General features: G+C 62.3%; 19 protein-coding genes. 12 read left to right on the top strand and 7 right to left on the bottom strand.

The features are described 5' to 3' along the window. The first annotated feature begins 119 nt into the window (after window positions 1-119). Window positions 120-1,187 (top strand): patatin-like phospholipase family protein, encoded by a 1,068-nt coding sequence (locus AC1DIJ_RS13625; RefSeq protein ID WP_112389803.1) that lies wholly within the window; start codon window positions 120-122, stop codon window positions 1,185-1,187. Here the strand turns inward: AC1DIJ_RS13625 and AC1DIJ_RS13620 are convergent. Next, complete coding sequence (locus AC1DIJ_RS13620; RefSeq protein WP_112389802.1) at window positions 1,184-2,068, bottom strand: LysR family transcriptional regulator; 885 nt, start codon at window positions 2,066-2,068, stop codon at window positions 1,184-1,186. The genes AC1DIJ_RS13625 and AC1DIJ_RS13620 overlap by 4 nt on opposite strands. A gap of 77 nt (window positions 2,069-2,145) precedes the next feature. Here AC1DIJ_RS13620 and AC1DIJ_RS13615 point away from each other — a divergent pair, with 77 nt between their 5' ends. From AC1DIJ_RS13615 to tam, 3 genes are all read left to right on the top strand, one after another. Further along, window positions 2,146-2,772 (top strand): cysteine hydrolase family protein, encoded by a 627-nt coding sequence (locus AC1DIJ_RS13615; protein WP_112389801.1) that lies wholly within the window; start codon window positions 2,146-2,148, stop codon window positions 2,770-2,772. A 36-nt stretch (window positions 2,773-2,808) separates the two neighbouring features. Further along, window positions 2,809-3,258 (top strand): cupin domain-containing protein, encoded by a 450-nt coding sequence (locus AC1DIJ_RS13610; RefSeq protein ID WP_112389800.1) that lies wholly within the window; start codon window positions 2,809-2,811, stop codon window positions 3,256-3,258. A 159-nt stretch (window positions 3,259-3,417) separates the two neighbouring features. Beyond that, on the top strand, window positions 3,418-4,188 hold the full coding sequence (tam, locus tag AC1DIJ_RS13605) for a trans-aconitate 2-methyltransferase (RefSeq protein ID WP_112389799.1): 771 nt from the start codon (window positions 3,418-3,420) through the stop codon (window positions 4,186-4,188). Here tam and AC1DIJ_RS13600 read toward each other — a convergent pair whose 3' ends face one another. From AC1DIJ_RS13600 to AC1DIJ_RS13590, 3 genes are all read right to left on the bottom strand, one after another. Then, on the bottom strand, window positions 4,189-4,506 hold the full coding sequence (locus AC1DIJ_RS13600) for a type II toxin-antitoxin system RelE/ParE family toxin (RefSeq protein WP_112389798.1): 318 nt from the start codon (window positions 4,504-4,506) through the stop codon (window positions 4,189-4,191). Further along, entirely contained in the window at window positions 4,503-4,793 is a 291-nt protein-coding gene (locus AC1DIJ_RS13595; RefSeq protein ID WP_112389797.1) for a type II toxin-antitoxin system ParD family antitoxin, read from the bottom strand. The genes AC1DIJ_RS13600 and AC1DIJ_RS13595 overlap by 4 nt, the downstream gene beginning before the upstream one ends. Window positions 4,794-4,861: 68 nt before the next feature. Further along, window positions 4,862-5,335: a VOC family protein gene (locus AC1DIJ_RS13590; RefSeq protein WP_112389796.1), complete on the bottom strand. Its 474-nt coding sequence runs from the start codon at window positions 5,333-5,335 to the stop codon at window positions 4,862-4,864. Window positions 5,336-5,496: 161 nt separating this feature from the next. Here AC1DIJ_RS13590 and AC1DIJ_RS13585 point away from each other — a divergent pair, with 161 nt between their 5' ends. From AC1DIJ_RS13585 to AC1DIJ_RS13575, 3 genes are all read left to right on the top strand, one after another. Continuing rightward, window positions 5,497-6,141, top strand: coding sequence for an HD domain-containing protein (locus AC1DIJ_RS13585; RefSeq protein ID WP_112389795.1), 645 nt, complete (start codon window positions 5,497-5,499; stop codon window positions 6,139-6,141). A 98-nt stretch (window positions 6,142-6,239) separates the two neighbouring features. Beyond that, window positions 6,240-7,736 (top strand): glucose-6-phosphate dehydrogenase, encoded by a 1,497-nt coding sequence (gene zwf, locus AC1DIJ_RS13580; protein WP_112389794.1) that lies wholly within the window; start codon window positions 6,240-6,242, stop codon window positions 7,734-7,736. Between the two features lie 126 nt (window positions 7,737-7,862). After that, entirely contained in the window at window positions 7,863-8,426 is a 564-nt protein-coding gene (locus AC1DIJ_RS13575; protein ID WP_112389793.1) for a putative glycolipid-binding domain-containing protein, read from the top strand. 4 nt (window positions 8,427-8,430) lie between these two features. On the opposite strand, the gene AC1DIJ_RS13570 is transcribed toward AC1DIJ_RS13575, so the two are convergent. Next, window positions 8,431-8,838: a VOC family protein gene (locus AC1DIJ_RS13570; protein WP_112389792.1), complete on the bottom strand. Its 408-nt coding sequence runs from the start codon at window positions 8,836-8,838 to the stop codon at window positions 8,431-8,433. 198 nt (window positions 8,839-9,036) lie between these two features. Between AC1DIJ_RS13570 and AC1DIJ_RS13565 the strand changes: the two genes are divergently transcribed. The 4 genes from AC1DIJ_RS13565 to AC1DIJ_RS13550 all read left to right on the top strand — a co-directional run bounded on the left by AC1DIJ_RS13565 (window position 9,037) and on the right by AC1DIJ_RS13550 (window position 12,512). Next, window positions 9,037-10,254 (top strand): MFS transporter, encoded by a 1,218-nt coding sequence (locus AC1DIJ_RS13565; protein WP_112389791.1) that lies wholly within the window; start codon window positions 9,037-9,039, stop codon window positions 10,252-10,254. A gap of 112 nt (window positions 10,255-10,366) precedes the next feature. Beyond that, window positions 10,367-11,233 carry a hypothetical protein gene (locus AC1DIJ_RS13560; RefSeq protein WP_112389790.1) on the top strand — a complete coding sequence of 289 codons (867 nt, stop codon included), beginning with the start codon at window positions 10,367-10,369 and terminating at the stop codon, window positions 11,231-11,233. Between the two features lie 188 nt (window positions 11,234-11,421). Then, window positions 11,422-12,018 carry an acyltransferase family protein gene (locus AC1DIJ_RS13555; RefSeq protein WP_162706063.1) on the top strand — a complete coding sequence of 199 codons (597 nt, stop codon included), beginning with the start codon at window positions 11,422-11,424 and terminating at the stop codon, window positions 12,016-12,018. Next, the gene (locus AC1DIJ_RS13550) at window positions 11,994-12,512 is read left to right on the top strand and encodes a hypothetical protein (RefSeq protein ID WP_148194307.1); all 519 of its coding nucleotides are present in this window, start codon (window positions 11,994-11,996) and stop codon (window positions 12,510-12,512) included. Before AC1DIJ_RS13555 ends, AC1DIJ_RS13550 begins: the two co-directional genes overlap by 25 nt. Before the next feature lie 3 nt (window positions 12,513-12,515). Here AC1DIJ_RS13550 and AC1DIJ_RS13545 read toward each other — a convergent pair whose 3' ends face one another. Continuing rightward, window positions 12,516-13,409 (bottom strand): LysR family transcriptional regulator, encoded by an 894-nt coding sequence (locus AC1DIJ_RS13545; protein ID WP_477831436.1) that lies wholly within the window; start codon window positions 13,407-13,409, stop codon window positions 12,516-12,518. 99 nt (window positions 13,410-13,508) lie between these two features. Here AC1DIJ_RS13545 and AC1DIJ_RS13540 point away from each other — a divergent pair, with 99 nt between their 5' ends. Continuing rightward, window positions 13,509-14,924, top strand: coding sequence for an aldehyde dehydrogenase family protein (locus AC1DIJ_RS13540; RefSeq protein WP_112389786.1), 1,416 nt, complete (start codon window positions 13,509-13,511; stop codon window positions 14,922-14,924). Window positions 14,925-14,988: 64 nt separating this feature from the next. Here the strand turns inward: AC1DIJ_RS13540 and AC1DIJ_RS13535 are convergent, their stop codons facing one another. Beyond that, on the bottom strand, window positions 14,989-15,285 hold the full coding sequence (locus AC1DIJ_RS13535) for a hypothetical protein (protein ID WP_112389785.1): 297 nt from the start codon (window positions 15,283-15,285) through the stop codon (window positions 14,989-14,991). Window positions 15,286-15,803: the final 518 nt, after the last annotated feature.

Genomic DNA, 15,803 nt, shown 5'->3' with positions numbered 1-15,803 from the left:
CAACGGCACAGTCGAAGCGCAATCGTTAACTATTTATTGGTGTATTTATTCGAGTTGCAATTTATAATACATGAAGCATAATCCCTGCCGCCCGGAATGATTTCGGAGCGGAGGGGAACATGACGGTTCGTTTTATTCTATCGATCGATGGGGGCGGCATCCGCGGCCTCATTCCTGCACTTGTGATCGCCGAGCTTGCCAAGCGCCTGAAGGACCTGGCCATGCATGAGGCCTTTGACCTGATCGGCGGTACCTCGACCGGCGCCATCATCGCCGCCGGGCTGACCTGCCCGAACCCGAAGAACAAGAAGATCGCCGCCTGCACGCCTGCCGATCTCGTCAAGCTCTATGCCGACGAAGGCCAGGATATCTTCTATTCCAAAATCATCGCCCGCATCCTCAATATCGGCGGATGGCAGGAGGAGCGCTACGATGCGACGGCGCTGGAGGAGAAGCTCCAGGCCCGTCTCGGGGCCAACACGCTGATTGCCGACGGACTGACGAAGGTGCTGATCACCGGCTATGACATTCACCAGCGCGAAGCCGTGTTCATGACCAATTGCGATATGGAGAACGCCAAGTTCCGTTTCTGGGAAGCGGCGCGCGGCTCCTCTGCCGCACCCACCTATTTCGAGCCGGCGCTGGTCGAGAACCTCGGCAAGCCGGCCGGCGACGCGCAAAGAAAGATCCCGCTGATCGATGGCGGCGTGTTTGCCAACGATCCGGTGCTGGCAGCCTATGTCGAAGCGCGAAAACTCTGGCAGGCGGCGGATGACAGCTTCGTCGTGCTGTCGCTCGGCACCGGGCGGCAGAACCGCAAGATCCCCTATCAGCAGGCCAAGAACTGGGGTGCCTTCGGCTGGATCAACCCGCAGAACGGCACGCCGCTCATCTCCGTGCTGATGCAGGGACAGGCAAGCACGGCGGCCTATCAGGCGAACAAGCTGCTGAACCCCAAGGGCGCCAGGCTGAATGCCGAAGGCTCGACCGACATGAGCTTTGCCAAGCCCGAGACCCTTGCCTATTTCCGCATCGACGGCGCGCTTCAGGGCGCCAACGACGATCTGGACGATGCCAGCACGACGAATATCGAGCAGCTGAAGGTCGTGGCCGAGCGGTTCATCACCGGCAACAGCGCCGTGCTGGATATGGTGGTGAAGCGGATCAAGGCGGAGAAGAAGCGCTAGAGATCGCCAAGGCCCGCAAACAGGATGGCCAGACGCTCCCAGACGGCGCTGACCCTTGGCACGCCCATGAGGCCCGATGGCGCCAGCATCCAGAGCTCGCGGCCCGGCATGACAGCGCCGAAATCAATCTCGACGAGCGACGGATATTCCCTCGCCTGAAAGCGTTGCAGCATGACGACGCCCATGCCGTTTGCGGCGGCAACCGCCTGCGTGATGGTGCTGCCGGAGCGCACCGAATAGGAATGATGCGCATAGTGCGTTTCGAGCCATCTCGCCTCGGCGATCAACTGCTCGCTGTCGAGATCGAAGCCGATCAAGGGCACGGCCTCGCCTGCCCGCCAGCGGGCAGCCATCGCCGCACTGGCGTAGAAGCCGTGCGTGATGGTGGCAACGCGCTTGCCGGTCAGGTCGCTGTCCTTCGGGCGGCCGAGACGCAACGCGATATCGGCCTCGCGATGTGCAAGGCTGTGGACGCGAACATCCGTCAGGATTTCGAGCTCGATGCCCGGAAGTCCATCAAGGATCTGGCCGAGATTTGGCGCGAGAAGCAGATCGGCAACCGAACGGATGGTCGTCAGCCGTACGCGTCCGCCCGGCCCCTCCGGCGAGACGACTCGGTCACGGATCGCAGAGGCTGCCGACGCCATCGCCGCAGTCTCTGCCGATATCGATTGCCCCTGCGCCGTCAGCACATATCCATCGGGGCGGCGTTCGAAGAGCTGCGCGCCGAGGCTCAACTCGAGCGCGGATATCCGGCGCGCAACGGTGGCATGGTTGACCTTCAATGCGCGGGCCGCCGCCGACAGGCTGCGATGCCTGGCGAGCGCCGAGAAGAAGCGGAGATCTTCCCAATCGATATCTGTGCGTTTTTGCTCAGCCATTGCGAATAATTAGCGAATATTCGGTCACACGGAAAGGCGTTACATCATTCTCCATCTGTAAAACAGGAGATGAACGCATGGCTCCCTTCACCCTTCTTCAGCGCTCCGGCGTCACCGCGAAAGCGGCCGACTGGACGAAAGCAGTTCTCGTCATCATCGATGCGCAAAATGACTATGCAGACGGCAGCCTGCCGCTTTCAGGCGTCGCCGGGGCCGCCAAGGAAATCCAGAGCCTGCTTGGCAAGGCCCGCGCTGACGGTGTTCCGGTTGTTCATGTCGTCCACCTGTCAGGAGCCGACAGCTGGCTGTTTGCAGCCGGTTCGCATGGCGCCGGCATCATGTCTGCGCTGACGCCTGCCGACGGTGAGCCGATCATTTCGAAGACGCTGCCCAACGCCTTTGCCGGAACCGAACTCCAGGCGACCCTAGCCGCGATTGCTGGGGATACCGGCCGAACGGAACTGATCCTCGTGGGCTTCATGACGCATATGTGCATCGGGGCCACCGCACGGGCTGCCCTCGACCTCGGGCTGCAGGCGACCGTCGTCGCATCGGCCACGGCGACCCGCGATCTGCCGGATTCGCTGGGCGGCGTCATCCCGGCCGAAACGGTGCAGCGCACAGCGCTGGCAGAGATCGCCGATCGCTTCGCGACTGTTGTCCGCGACATCTCGGAGGTTGCCAAACCGGCTGCGAAGGTCTAACGGGCTGCCGCAAGAAAAAGAATGAAAGGGACGTTAATGTCCAACTCCAGTGTCAAAACCTTTGCTCAGACGGGCTCCAAGGTGTTTTTCGTCGCTGCCGAGCGCATCGAACGCACGGTGCGCCTGCAGGGCGCATGGCTGAGCATCGTCGATGTCAGCGTGCCCGCCGGTGTTTCCGGCACCGCGCAAACGATCGGCAGCGAACAGGTGCTGCGCATCATCGAGGGCCGGTTGACGGTCTGGCGGATGACGGATCAGGGCCGCGAGGAGATCGCGGTTTCTGCAGGCGACATCCTTCATATTTCGGCCGGCCAGGCGCATGGCTATTGCAACGACGGGGCCACGGCAGCGGCGTTTTCGGCGATCATCGACAGCGATGCGGCAGGCCAGCTTGCGGCTCCGGCGGAAGCCTCCGGCTCACCGGTGGCAGCACAGCGGATGGGTGCGGCAGCCAATAGCGGAAGCACGCGGATTCGGGCTGCCTGAGCATCTCGAAAGGCGCCGGTAAAGGGCGCCTTTTTTGACTGATGTTCACTGGTTTGTCATCGCAGCGCGCGTATAAGCGGCTCCGGATTGCTGATAGAGATGGCCCGCGGCGCACTGATCGGCGCTCCGCGCAAAGACATATCAGCAGGAGGTTCCGCCATGGCATGGTCTGCCATCCAATACGTCAAATTCGAGGATGAACGGACGCGCCCGGCGCGCGATCTCCTGGCGCAGGTGCCGCTGGCATCCGTCAAAAACGCCATCGACCTCGGCTGCGGACCCGGCAATTCCACCGAACTGATCGTCGATCGTTATGGTGCGAACAACGTCTCCGGTCTCGACAGCGACGACAACATGCTGGAGGCGGCGCGCAAGCGCTTGCCGCAGACGCACTTTGAAAAGGCCGATCTGTCCACCTGGCAGCCTTCGGGCGAGACCGACCTGCTGTTTGCCAATGCCGTCTTCCAATGGCTGCCCGATCATCTCGACATCTTCGACCGGCTGATGGACGGATTGGCGCCGGGCGGCGTGCTGGCCGTGCAGATGCCCGACAATCTCTCCGAGCCGACGCATCTGGCGATGGAGGACACCGCCCATGCCGGGCCGTGGAAGGCCAATTTCGAGAAGAAGAGCGTGCGCCGCAAGCCGCTGCCGCCGGCTTCGACCTATTACAGCCGGCTTTCTGCCAAGGCTGCTCGCGTCGATATCTGGCACACGATCTACAACCACCCGATGGCGGATGCGGCTGCGATCGTCGAATGGCTTAAGGGCACCGGACTGATGCCCTATCTCGCCCAAGCCGGCGAAGAGAACCGCGAGGCGTTTCTGGCCGATTACCTGGAACGCATCGAAAAGGCCCATCCGAAAATGGCCGACGGCCGCGTGCTGCTGCGCTTCCCGCGGATTTTCATGGTGGCGGTGAAGGGCTGATCAGCCCGCTGACGGTTCACCATCATCATCCAGTACGGCATTTCTGCCGTGATTGAAGATGCGCAGCATTGTAACGCTGTCCGCCCGGACAAGGAAGGCGATCGTCGCCTTCCTTTTGAAACCGACTGTGCGCAGACCTGGCCTCATATGGTCGAGACGGCGGCCACGCTCAGGAAACGTCTCGAATTCCTGGCAGTAGTCGATGATCTGATTGATGTAAGCGCTGGCGATCCGGTGACCGGCCAAATACGCCAGATAAAGATAGATCTGCTGCAAGTCCGCTTCGGCCCGTGGATCGAAAGCGACCCTGTATTTCATTCGGCAGCGGGCTTGGCTGAAAGTTCAGCGTCCATGAAGGATTGAAGGCGCTTGCGCGTCTCTGCGATGGGGATCGCGTGGCCCGGATCGGCGTCATGCGCATCGATCGCCGGCAGCACCTCTTCCTGCAACCATCTGTCGATCGCGGCATTTTGGGCGTTCAGGGCACGCAGACCGGCACGAATGACCTCGCTTTCGCTGGCATACTCGCCGGATGACACTTTGTCCTTGACCATCTGGGCCATTTCAACCGGCAATGTGATGCTCAATGCTTGCGTGGTCCGCATCCCGGCCTCCTTGATACGATTAAATCATATCAAGGTTCGGTGGGTTGTTCAAACAGGCTGCTATTCCTTCACCCCCGCCGCGCGGCCTCGATCGCCGCAATGTCGATCTTCCGCATCGTCATCATCGCGTCGAAGGCGCGCTTGGCTTCGGCGGGAGAGGCTTTCAGAGCCTCGCTCAGCACGCGTGGGGTGATCTGCCAGGAGAGGCCCCACTTGTCCTTGCACCAGCCGCATTCGCTTTCCTTGCCGCCATTGCCGACGATCGCGTTCCAGTAGCGGTCGGTTTCTTCCTGGGTTTCGGTCGCGATCTGGAAGGAAAAGGCTTCGCTCTGCGGAAAGGCCGGGCCGCCGTTGAGGCCGATGCAGGCGACGCCTGCAACGGTGAATTCGACGACCAGCACATCGCCCTGCTTGCCATCGGGATAATCGCCTGGCGCCCGGACGACAGCCGTGACGGCGCTGTCGGGAAAGGTCGCGGCGTAGAAGCCTGCGGCCTCCTCGGCGTCGCCGTTATACCAGAGGCAGATGGTGTTCTTGGCCATGTCGCGTTTCCTCCCCGCTTGTTGCCGTCGGGAATGACATAAGGAGCGCTGCGGATTTCTCCAGTCCCGACATCGCGATATGGCGCTTGCCGGGGTTCGATGCTACGCCACCGGCGGCCTCACCCGCCCGCCTTGCCGTCTCGCAGCATGAGGAGTTTGACATGCGCCAACAGATCACCGCCGATTATCTCGAAGGCTTTCTCGGCAATCGCCGGCTGATGGAGCAACTGGCCTTCATTCTCGAGGTCGAGAAGCTGAAGACGGTACTACGCAGGACGCCGCTTCTGGATCGCTCGCGCGTCGAGAATGATGCCGAGCACACCTGGCAGCTGGCGCTGATGGCGATGGTGCTTTCGGAGCATTCGCGCGAGAAGGTCGAGCTTCTGCGCGTCCTGAAGATGCTGCTGATCCACGATATCGTCGAGATCGATGCCGGCGATACATTCGCCTATGACACCGTGCTTGCCGCCAGTCAGGCGGATCGGGAGCTGAAGGCAGCCGAGCGGATCTTCGCGCTGCTGCCTGAGGATCAGGCGAAGGAATTCCGGGCGCTATGGGACGAGTTCGAGGCGAAGGCTACGGCGGAGTCGCGCTTTGCCAATGCCATGGACCGGATGCAGCCGCTGCTACACAATTTCTTCACCGAGGGCGGCACCTGGGGTTCGGCCGGAGTGACGGCAGCAAGCGTCGAACGGCGCATGCTGCCGATCGGCGTGGCATCCGATAGGCTGGGCGAACTCAGCGCGCGGCTGATCACGCTGGCTGTCGAGCAGGGCATCCTGGCGCCTGCGCCGCAGGGCGCCTGACATGCCGGGCGGCCAGCGCACTCTGCGTCACGCCGTCCCGCTTGCTCCCGGCGCCCCCTCGCTTATATTCGCTGCCATACGCAAGGAGCGAGACCGCCATGACCGATGCCGTGCCCACCCCGCCCGCCACGCTTGTGATCTTCGGCGCCACGGGCGACCTGACGCGGCGCCTGCTCATTCCCGCGATCATCAACCTGACGCGCAGCCGCCTTGTCGGCGACGATCTTCATATTCTCGGGATCGGCATCGATCCCGGCGATGACGAGATGCTGCGGGGCAAGCTGGACGAGTTTCTCTCCGGCCTCGGCGGCGACCAGCCGCTGTCGAAGGACGAGGCCTGGCTGAAGCTGCGCAGCCGCATCTCCTACCTCTCCGGGGATTTCACCAAGGACGAAATCTATGGCGAGATCGGCAAGCGGCTTGATGGCAATGCCGCCTTCTACCTCGCTGTTCCGCCGCGCTTCTTCGGCGAGATCGTCGAGCGTCTTGCCGCCAACAAGCTGACCACGGAAGGCGACAACAGCTTCCGGCGCATCGCCATCGAAAAGCCCTTCGGCACCGACCTTGCCTCGGCGAAGGCGCTGAATGCGCAGATCCTCGCCAAGGTCTCGGAAAACCAGGTCTACCGGCTCGACCATTTCCTCGGCAAGGAAACGGTGCAGAACCTGATGACGGCGCGCTTTGCCAACATGATGATCGAGGCGCTGTGGAACAACCGCTATATCGACAACGTGCAGATCACCGCGGCCGAGATCGTTGATGTCGGCAGCCGCGGCGCCTTCTACGATGCGACGGGCGCGCTGCGCGACATGGTGCCGAACCATCTCTTCCAGCTGCTCGCGATGATCGCCATGGAGCCGCCGAACAGTTTTGACGCCGAGGCGATCCGCAACGAGAAGAGCAAGGTTCTGAAGGCGCTGCGGGTCTATACGCCCGAGGAAGCCAAGACCCATGGCGTGCGCGGCGTCTATACCGCGGGCAAGCTCAACGGCGCCGATATCACCGCCTACCACGACACGCCGCAGGTGGCGCCCGATAGCAAGACCGAGACCTTCGTGGCGCTGAAACTCTATGCCGATACCTGGCGCTGGGCCGGCGTCCCCTTTTATCTCCGCACCGGCAAGGCGATGACGGCACGCGATACCGAGATCGTCGTCACCTTCCAGCCGGTTCCCTTCGCGCAGTTCCGCGAGACCGACGTGACGCGCCGCCTGCCGCCGAACCGGCTGGTGATCCAGGTGCAGCCGGATGAGGGCATGAGCATGGAAATCTCCATCAAGTCCCCCGGCCTTTCGGTCGATACCGTGCCCGTCTCGCTCGATTTCCGCTACGCCGACAAATTCGATATCGGCAAGATGACCGGCTACGAATCGCTGATCTACGACCTGATGATCGGCGACCAGACGCTATTCCAGCGCGCCGACGGCATCGAGGCCGGATGGGCGGCCGTCCAGCCCTTCCTCGACCTCTGGGCCAAGGAGGGCGAGCCGGAAGCCTATGCGCCGGGAACGATGGGGCCTGCCTGCGCCGACGAGCTCATCGAGCGCGACAACCGCCACTGGCACCAGATCGGCGCCGTGGCGAAGCCTTCATAACCGGATGGTTCAACGGCGGCCGTAAAAATGCTAGGTTGTGCCCGGCCACAGGGCCGGGAGTTCGGCTGACGCCCCCTCTGCACGATCTCCGCAAGGCGCATTCACGCGCGTAAGGGAGGCTCTCGCATGGAAAAATCCGTCCTGTTCTGGCGCCGTACCGATATCGAAGGTTTCGAGCGTCTCGCCCTGTCGGTCGGCGAGGAAAGCGTCACGGCATCCTCCACGGTCCTCTGTCTCGAAGACGGCGGCTTCCGGCTCGACCATCACTGGCGGCTGGACGCCAGCTGGAGCGCGCAATCGGTGGCCGTCGAGCGCTGGAACGGCCGCGACCACCGGAGGCTGACGCTGGAGCGCGTGCCCGGCGGCTGGACGGTCGACGGCCTTCGCCGCCCCGATCTCGACGGCGCCGACGAACCCGACCTCTCCGTCACCCCCTTCTGCAACACCTTCCCGATCCGCCGCACCCCGGAAACCTCAGGCGCCACCCTGACCCTCGACACCGCCTTTATCGACGGCCCGGCGATGATGGTGCACCGCTCCAGGCAGCGCTACGACAGGCAGGGTCCCGGGCGGGTGCGCTATGTCGATCTTGGTAACTCGATCGGGTTCGAGGCCGATCTAAGGGTGGATGAGTGGGGTCTGGTGGTGATGTATGAGCATTTGTTTGAGAGGGTGGCGCCCCCGGAGTGAGGCGTCAACGCTCCGCTTTCAGCCCTTTGCGGATAAGCGAACTAGAGGCATCCGGCAAAGGCGAGCGGTATGCCCGGCTGGATACGGAAATCGAATTGCCGCAGGGGTCTTTGGCATTGGCAAATTCATAGCCGTCGGCGACGTGAACGGGACCGAACGTCAACCCTTTCGCTACGCATTCGCCGCAAAACGCGCTAACATCCTGCACATCGAACACCAGCTTTACGATGGACTGCCCGCGCCGCTGCCCCTTGGCCGCCGGATGAAGCAAGATCGACCCACCACCCGAGTTCGGAGTGAGCTCGACAATCCTGTCACCTTCAAGCCTGCGAACGGTGAACTGAAAGTGCGTTTCGTAAAAGCTGGCGGTTGCCTCGATATCGGCCGCATAGATTATCACGCGATTGAACATTGCCCTTAAACCCTTTCGGCGAAGCGATGTCCGCCATTCGATCCTGCCCACTTGCGTGCCGCCAACGGCCAGCCTATCAGCGGAAGCGTTGCCATTTCGTTCCGGCGCCGTTTGTATAGGTGGCGACGCACCGATTCTGGGGGATGGATTTGTGAGCAGGATGACAGTTGATGCGAAACCACCGGCGTGGCCTGAGCCGTGAACGCATATCTTGCCATCCTCACGATATCCGCCGCCCGCTGGTCCTATATCGCGGCTTTCATCGCCCGGTTGCCGATCGCCATGGTTCCGCTCAGCCTGCTGATCCTCGTCGAGGCGGCAACCGGCTCCTACGCGCATGGCGGCGCCGTCTCCGGAGCTTTCGCGCTCGGCAGCGCCTCGTCCGTGCCGTTCTGGGGCCGCGCGCTCGATAGAGGTCCGCACCGGCCGATCATCGGCGGGACATCCGTGATATCGGCGGCATTTCTTGCCCTGGCGTTGACCGGCACGCAGATGGAATGGGGGCTTCCTATTATCGCCGGATTGGCGCTCGGCGTTGGCCTGTTTTTCCCGCCGATAACGCCAGCAATGCGCGTTGCCTGGCGGCAGCTGGTGCCGGAAAGCTCGGGGCTGCTGGCACCTGCCTATGCCCTCGATGCAGTGGCCGTGGAGACGCTTTTCGTGCTCGGGCCCTTGGTCGTCGCGGGCCTATATGGCGGTGGCCCGGCGCTTCCCGTCATTGCCACCTGCATCCTGCTTGCGGCAGGCGGGGTTGGCTATTCCTTCTCTCCAGCGGGCCAAGCCAGCGGCGAGAAGCCCGATACGCCGACGGCAGGCGCGGCACGGGCCGTTGTTCTGCAGCCCGGCGTGCTGCTCATCGCACTCGTTGCAGCAGCCATGTCTGTCGGCTTTGGGCAGATGGATGTTGCCCTGACCTCCGCAGCCCAAGCGATCTCGACCCATGGCCTGATGCTCGGCCTGATGTTTGCGGCAGTTGCCATCGGCAGCATCGGCGGCGGATTGTTCTTCGGCGCGCGGAAATGGCGCCTTGCCGGTCATCGGCTGCTTGCCGCGTCGCTTTCCGGCTTCGGTCTTGGGCTGGCTGCCACAGGCCTCAGCCTGTGGCTGGCCTCCCCGCCGTTTCTGCTTCTTCCCATTCTCGCGCTCGCCGGGATCTTCATCTCGCCCGGTCTGCTCGTCATGCAGCAGATGATCGATCAGGCACTGCCGCCCGGCCGGACATCGGAAGGTCAGGCACTCCTCAATGCTATGCTGACAGCAGGCGGAGCGGCAGGTATGGCGCTCGGCGGTCTCTGGGCCGATATGGTGCCGGCGATGGCAGTGTTCTTCGCGGCGGCAGGAACGATCCTGGGCGGGGCCGTTATTGCCGGCTGGGCTGGTGGAAGGCTCTTACGCCATAGATCCAACCGGCGCTGACGCGTTTCCGACATCCCAAAACCCGCAGCCCTAAAAATCACGCAGTTTATTCAACCCATCCTTTACGTATCGATGGCTACCTCATAGGGCACCGCGACGGCCATGAGGACACATGTTGTTTAAACTCGCTCGGGCAGGCACCCTGTTTGTAATTTTACTCGGCTCACTGGTCTTCCTGCCGCCATTCAGCGGCTATGTGCGCGACGCCGCCGATATCTTTGACAAGCGGCCGCAGGAGACGGCGCTGTTCATCGGCAACAGCCGGACCTTTTATCACCACATGCCTGACATGGTGCGTTCGATTGCCGACTCCGCGGGCTATCCCAACAAGCTTGAGATCGTCATGGATGCCGAGCCGGGCGTCAGTCTGAAGACCCATATGGACGACCCTAATACGCAGGCTTTGCTGGCACGGCGCTGGGATCATGTCGTGTTGCAGGTGCTGAGCAGCGATCAATACAGCGCCGAGCGCTCCGGCGACACCTGGGATGTCGCCGCCGATCTGATCCGGGAAGCGCAAGGCAAAGGGTCCAGGCCTGCGATGTTCGTGACCTGGCGCTATACCGATCAGTGCAAGGACAACGAAGGCATGCCGAAATCGGCAACCGGGATTTCACCTGCCGGCTATGCCAACATGCACCGCAATATTCAGGAACAGCATGCCCGCCTTGCGGCATCAACCGGGGTCGATCTGGTCAATGTCGGGCTCGTATGGGAAGACCTGCAGAGCCGCCCTCAGCCTTTCACCCTTTACGACGACTGCAACCATCCATCGATCTATGGCAGCTATCTCTCGGCCTTGATGTTCTACGGCTATTTTTCGAAACGCGACGTGGCCGATGTCACCTACGAACCGCATGGAATTTCAGCTGACGATGCCAGGGCACTACGTCTGACGGTTTCCCAATATTTCAAGGAAGCGGCGCGAAATGCTACGCCATCCACCGATGGTGTCAGCGGGAAGTCCGGGTCGACCTGAAGCGGTGACGGCTGCCCTACACAACGGTCGCGAAGTTCGGATGCCCGGCGAAGCCGAATTTCCGGCGCACATATCTCAGGTTGCCGCAAAAAATTGCGATTTGCGGGCGCTCGATGCAACCTGAGAAGAAAAATTAAGATCTAATAAACATTCCTATGATTGCATTGCCTAGGTTGGGGCAAACAATCATGACGGACATCAAATCGGGCGGGCGGCGCCACGATCTCGACGCATTGCGCGTCCTGTGTTTCGGCACGCTGATTATCTATCATACAAGTCTCGCCTATGGGACGAGAACATGGCTGCTCAATTCTATCGACGGCAGCCGGCTGGTCGATCTGATTGCCGCCGCCTCTCATCCGTGGCGGATGAGCCTGCTTTTCTTCATCTCGGGGCTCGTCACGCGGTCGCTTCTGCGCAACCGGTCCGTCAGTGACATCCGCGGGACGCGAACGCGGCAATTGCTGTTGCCCTTCACGTTCGGCGTTCTTCTTGTTGTCCCGCCGCAAATCTATCTTTCGGAGTTCAATCCTTTTCCCGGCCTCTCCTATTGGGAGTTCTGGAAAGCCTTCATGGTCTCCGGCCTAACGCTCGAGCACCTCTGGTTCCTGGCCTATCTCTGGATCTATGTCTTCGCCTGGTCGTTTCTCTGGCCTTACCTTCAGAGGGTCTGGCCGAACCTCCCGTCCGCACTCGCAAATTCGCTCCGAGGCGTAAACCTCTTCCTGATCCCGATCATCCTGCTTTCCGCCTCGAGACTATGGCTGTACCTGGCTCGCTGCTGATGGAGGAGTCGACGTTCTGGCGCGAAGTCGACCGGCAGAGATGGCTTGGCGGCGCTCTTGCCATCATCTCTTTTCTGGTCGTCGCGGCAGCTGTCGTTGCCGTTCCGCGGGAAGATTGGCCGGATGCCGTCGTGGTGCTGGTGCGGATTGCCAGATCGATATTCCAATGGTGCGCCATCATCGCATTGCTGGGCTTTGCCGGCAGGATCGCCAACCGCCCCAACCGCGTGATCGCATTCCTGAACAGATCGATGATGACCTACTATGTGGCCCACCAGACCGTCATCATCATCGTTGCCCATCAGATTTCGAAAATGGGCCCGTTGGATATTCGCTCCTTTGTCCCGGTGGTCCTCTTGAGCACACTCGGCTGCGGACTGATCGGCGAGGCGCAGAAGCTGATAAAGGCCTTCCTTTCGCCCCTTATCGCAAGGGTGATGGCCTTGATAAAACCGCCTCTGAAAACAGCGCCATCGGGGGCCACGGCGGATTGACCCTCAATCCCATCTGACTTCCCTGACCAGTTCGACAAACGCCCTGAGCTTGGCCGGAATATGCCGCCGTCCGGGATAATAGAGGCACAGCCCCGGATAGGGCGCCGTCCAGTCCTCAAGCACGCGGACCAGGCGGCCGGCCGCCAGGTCTTCGCCGACCTGCCATTCGTTGAGGTACGCAAGGCCCGCCCCTTCTCTCGCAGCGCGCAGGATGAGGTCGCTTTCGTCGAGCATCAGCGTGCCCGGGACCTCCATGGTGAAGGCTTCGCCGCGCCGCTCGAACTCCCAGCGGTAAATGGTGCCGCTTGCCATGCGGGCGCGGATGCAGCGGTGGGTTTCGAGATCGGCAGGCGTCTTGGGGATGCCCTTTTCTTCGAAATAGCCGGGTGAGCCGGCGATGACAGGGCGGATGAAACGGTTGATCGGCACGGAGATCATATCCGGTGGCACGGATTCCAGGATGCGGATACCGGCGTCGAAGCCCTTCGCGTTGACATCGACAAGCGCGCCTTCGGTGACGATTTCGAGCTGCATGGCCGGGTAGCGCCTCAGATATTCGAGGGCGAGCGGCGCCAGGATCATCCGGGCGGCACCGACGGAGGTGTTGATCCTCAGCGTGCCCGAAGGCTCGGAGCGGTGTTCGTCGGCCTGGTCGATGGCGCGGCGGATGGCCGATAGCGCCGGGGTCACTTCGGCGACGAACTGCTCGCCGGCAGAGGACAGCGTGACGCTGCGGGTCGTGCGGTTGAAGAGGCGGACGCCCAGCCTTGCTTCCAGCGTGGCGATCTGCTGGCTGAGAGCCGAGGAGGAAATAGATAGATCGCGGGCAGCGGCGCGGAAGCCGCCCTTGGCAGCGACGGCGATGACCGCTTCCAGCTCCGCCAGCGTGCCGCGCATCATTGTCCTGATCTCCTTATCAGCTCGTCCGTTATTGAGCAGCTTATCAGATCAATCGGCCAATGCCAGATAGGGCGTATCGCACAAAGGAGAAAAGCGATGCGCAACATTACTCAGGTCTACATCGACGGCGCCTTCGTGACGCCTCAGGGCGAGGAAACCGCCGAGCTCTTCAATCCTTCGACCGAGGAGAAGATCGGCACCGTCAGGCTCGGCAACCGCGAGGATGCGCGCGCCGCGATCGGCGCCGCCAAGCGCGCCTTCCCGGCTTTCTCGCGCACCAGCAAGGAAGAGCGGATCGAGATGCTGCAGCGTCTGGCCGCTGCCGTTTCCGCCCGCGCAGAAGAGATGACCGCGGCGATGGCTGAAGAATACGGCGCCCCGCAATATTTCACCGGGTTTTCGGTGCCCTACGCTGCCTCGGCATTCCTGAAGATGGCGGAAGTGCTGGAGACTTACGACTTCACCCGCACGATCGGCCGCGCCGAGGTGACCATGCAGCCGCTGGGCGTCGTGGCAGCTATCACCCCGTGGAACAGCAACTACGGTTTCATCTGCGCCAAGCTGGCCACCGCGCTGGCTGCGGGCTCTACCGTCGTCATCAAACCGAGCGAGATGAGCGCGATCCAGACGCAGCTGATCACCGAATGCCTGCATGAGGCGGGCCTGCCGAAGGGCGTGTTCAACATCGTCAACGGCCGCGGCGATGTCGTCGGCGCCGAGTTCAGCAGCCATCCTGACATCGCCAAGGTGAGCTTCACCGGCTCGACCGCCGTCGGCAAACAGATACTGCGTTCCGGCGCCGAGACGATGAAGCGCGTGACGCTGGAACTCGGCGGCAAGGGACCGAACATCATTCTCGACGATGCCGATCTCGACAGCGCCATTCCGGCCGTGCTGATGATGGGGCTCATGAACAGCGGCCAGGCCTGCGTCGCCGGCACCCGCATTCTTGTGCCGGAAAGCCTGATGCCCGAGATCCTGCCGCGGCTGAAATCGGGCATTGAAGCGATCAAGACTGGCAAGCCAGATGATCCCACAGTCCAGATCGGGCCGATGGTGAGCCAGAAGCAGTATGACCGGGTGCAATCCTATATCCGGCTTGGCGAGGAGGAAGGTGCCGAGATTCTCACCGGCGGCAGCGGGCGGCCTGAAGGCATCGAGCGGGGCTGGTTCGTGCGCCCGACGATCTTTGCCAATGTGCATAACGGCATGCGCATCGCCCGCGAGGAAATCTTCGGGCCGGTGCTCTCGGTCATCCCCTACAAGGACGAGGCGGATGCCATCCGCATTGCCAACGACACGAGCTATGGGCTGCAGGCCTATATCCATTCCAGCGACATCGATCGCGCCAGGCGGGTCGCCGAGCAGATGGAATCAGGCCGCGTGGTGATCAACGGCGCGCCGCACGAGCCGCTTGCGCCCTTCGGCGGCTTCAAGCAGTCGGGCATGGGCCGCGAGTTCGGAACCTTCGGGCTCGAGGCGTTCCTGGAGCCGCGGGCGATTTTGGCTTAGGCGCAAACGCAGTCATTCCGCCCGCAAAGCTGCGGGCGGGTGCTGAACAAGCGGGCCGCCAGCCTTAGTTTGTGCGGTCCGGGCAGGCCGCGTTGACGGTGCCGTCGCGGCGCGTCTGATGCGTGCTGTCGCGCTCGCACGGCGCTCTCCAGCTCGACGGGCGCAGGATGGCGATGCCACCGGTTTCAATCGGGTCGAGCGGTATTTCCAGGCCGCTCTGCTGCGCGTCATAGGCCGGCGACGTGCCGGGAGGCGGGCTGCCATCGAAACGGCCGTTGGTATCGACACCCATGCTCGACTGGGCAAAGGCCGGGGCTGCAATGAGAAGCACTATGGATGTGATTGAAATGAGCCTGCGCATGATCGTTATCCTTCCGGTGTGATCATCGCGGCTGAAACAGCCGACGGGGTGGTTTTGTTCCCTGCGTCAGCGGCGTCTGGCGATCAATATTTGGCGATTGGAAATGTGAGGTTAAGCGGGCCTGTGGCTGTGTCATTCCGGGGCTTGGCGCGGGCGGATGGGGGTGTTGTGAAGAAAGTGATTCAACGCGTTTGAGCCGGATGCGATGAAGAGCGGGGATGCGCTTGAAAATGCAATGCTTTTTCTGAACGTTGACGGTGGAAGCTGCGGCCCGCGGCCCCCTCATCCGGCCCTGTCGGGCCACCTTCTCCCCGCTGGGGCGAAGGGGAGTGGAGAAGTTCGCGCCGGCACCCCTTCTCCCCTCGGGGAGAAGGTGGCCCGGTAGGGCCGGATGAGGGGGGCACGGATACAGGCGGTCACCACCCAAAAGCCCACCGCTGCACGCCACGCTTCGCTCCCCCAAAACGGCGTTGTCCGCCAAGGCTTGCGCCGCCCACGGAAAACGGTATGCGGTACCC

The organism is Rhizobium sp. 10N427, from assembly GCF_056394605.1.
The sequence above is the reverse complement of the archived record's forward strand: the minus strand, read 5'-3'. Positions and strand labels throughout refer to the sequence as shown.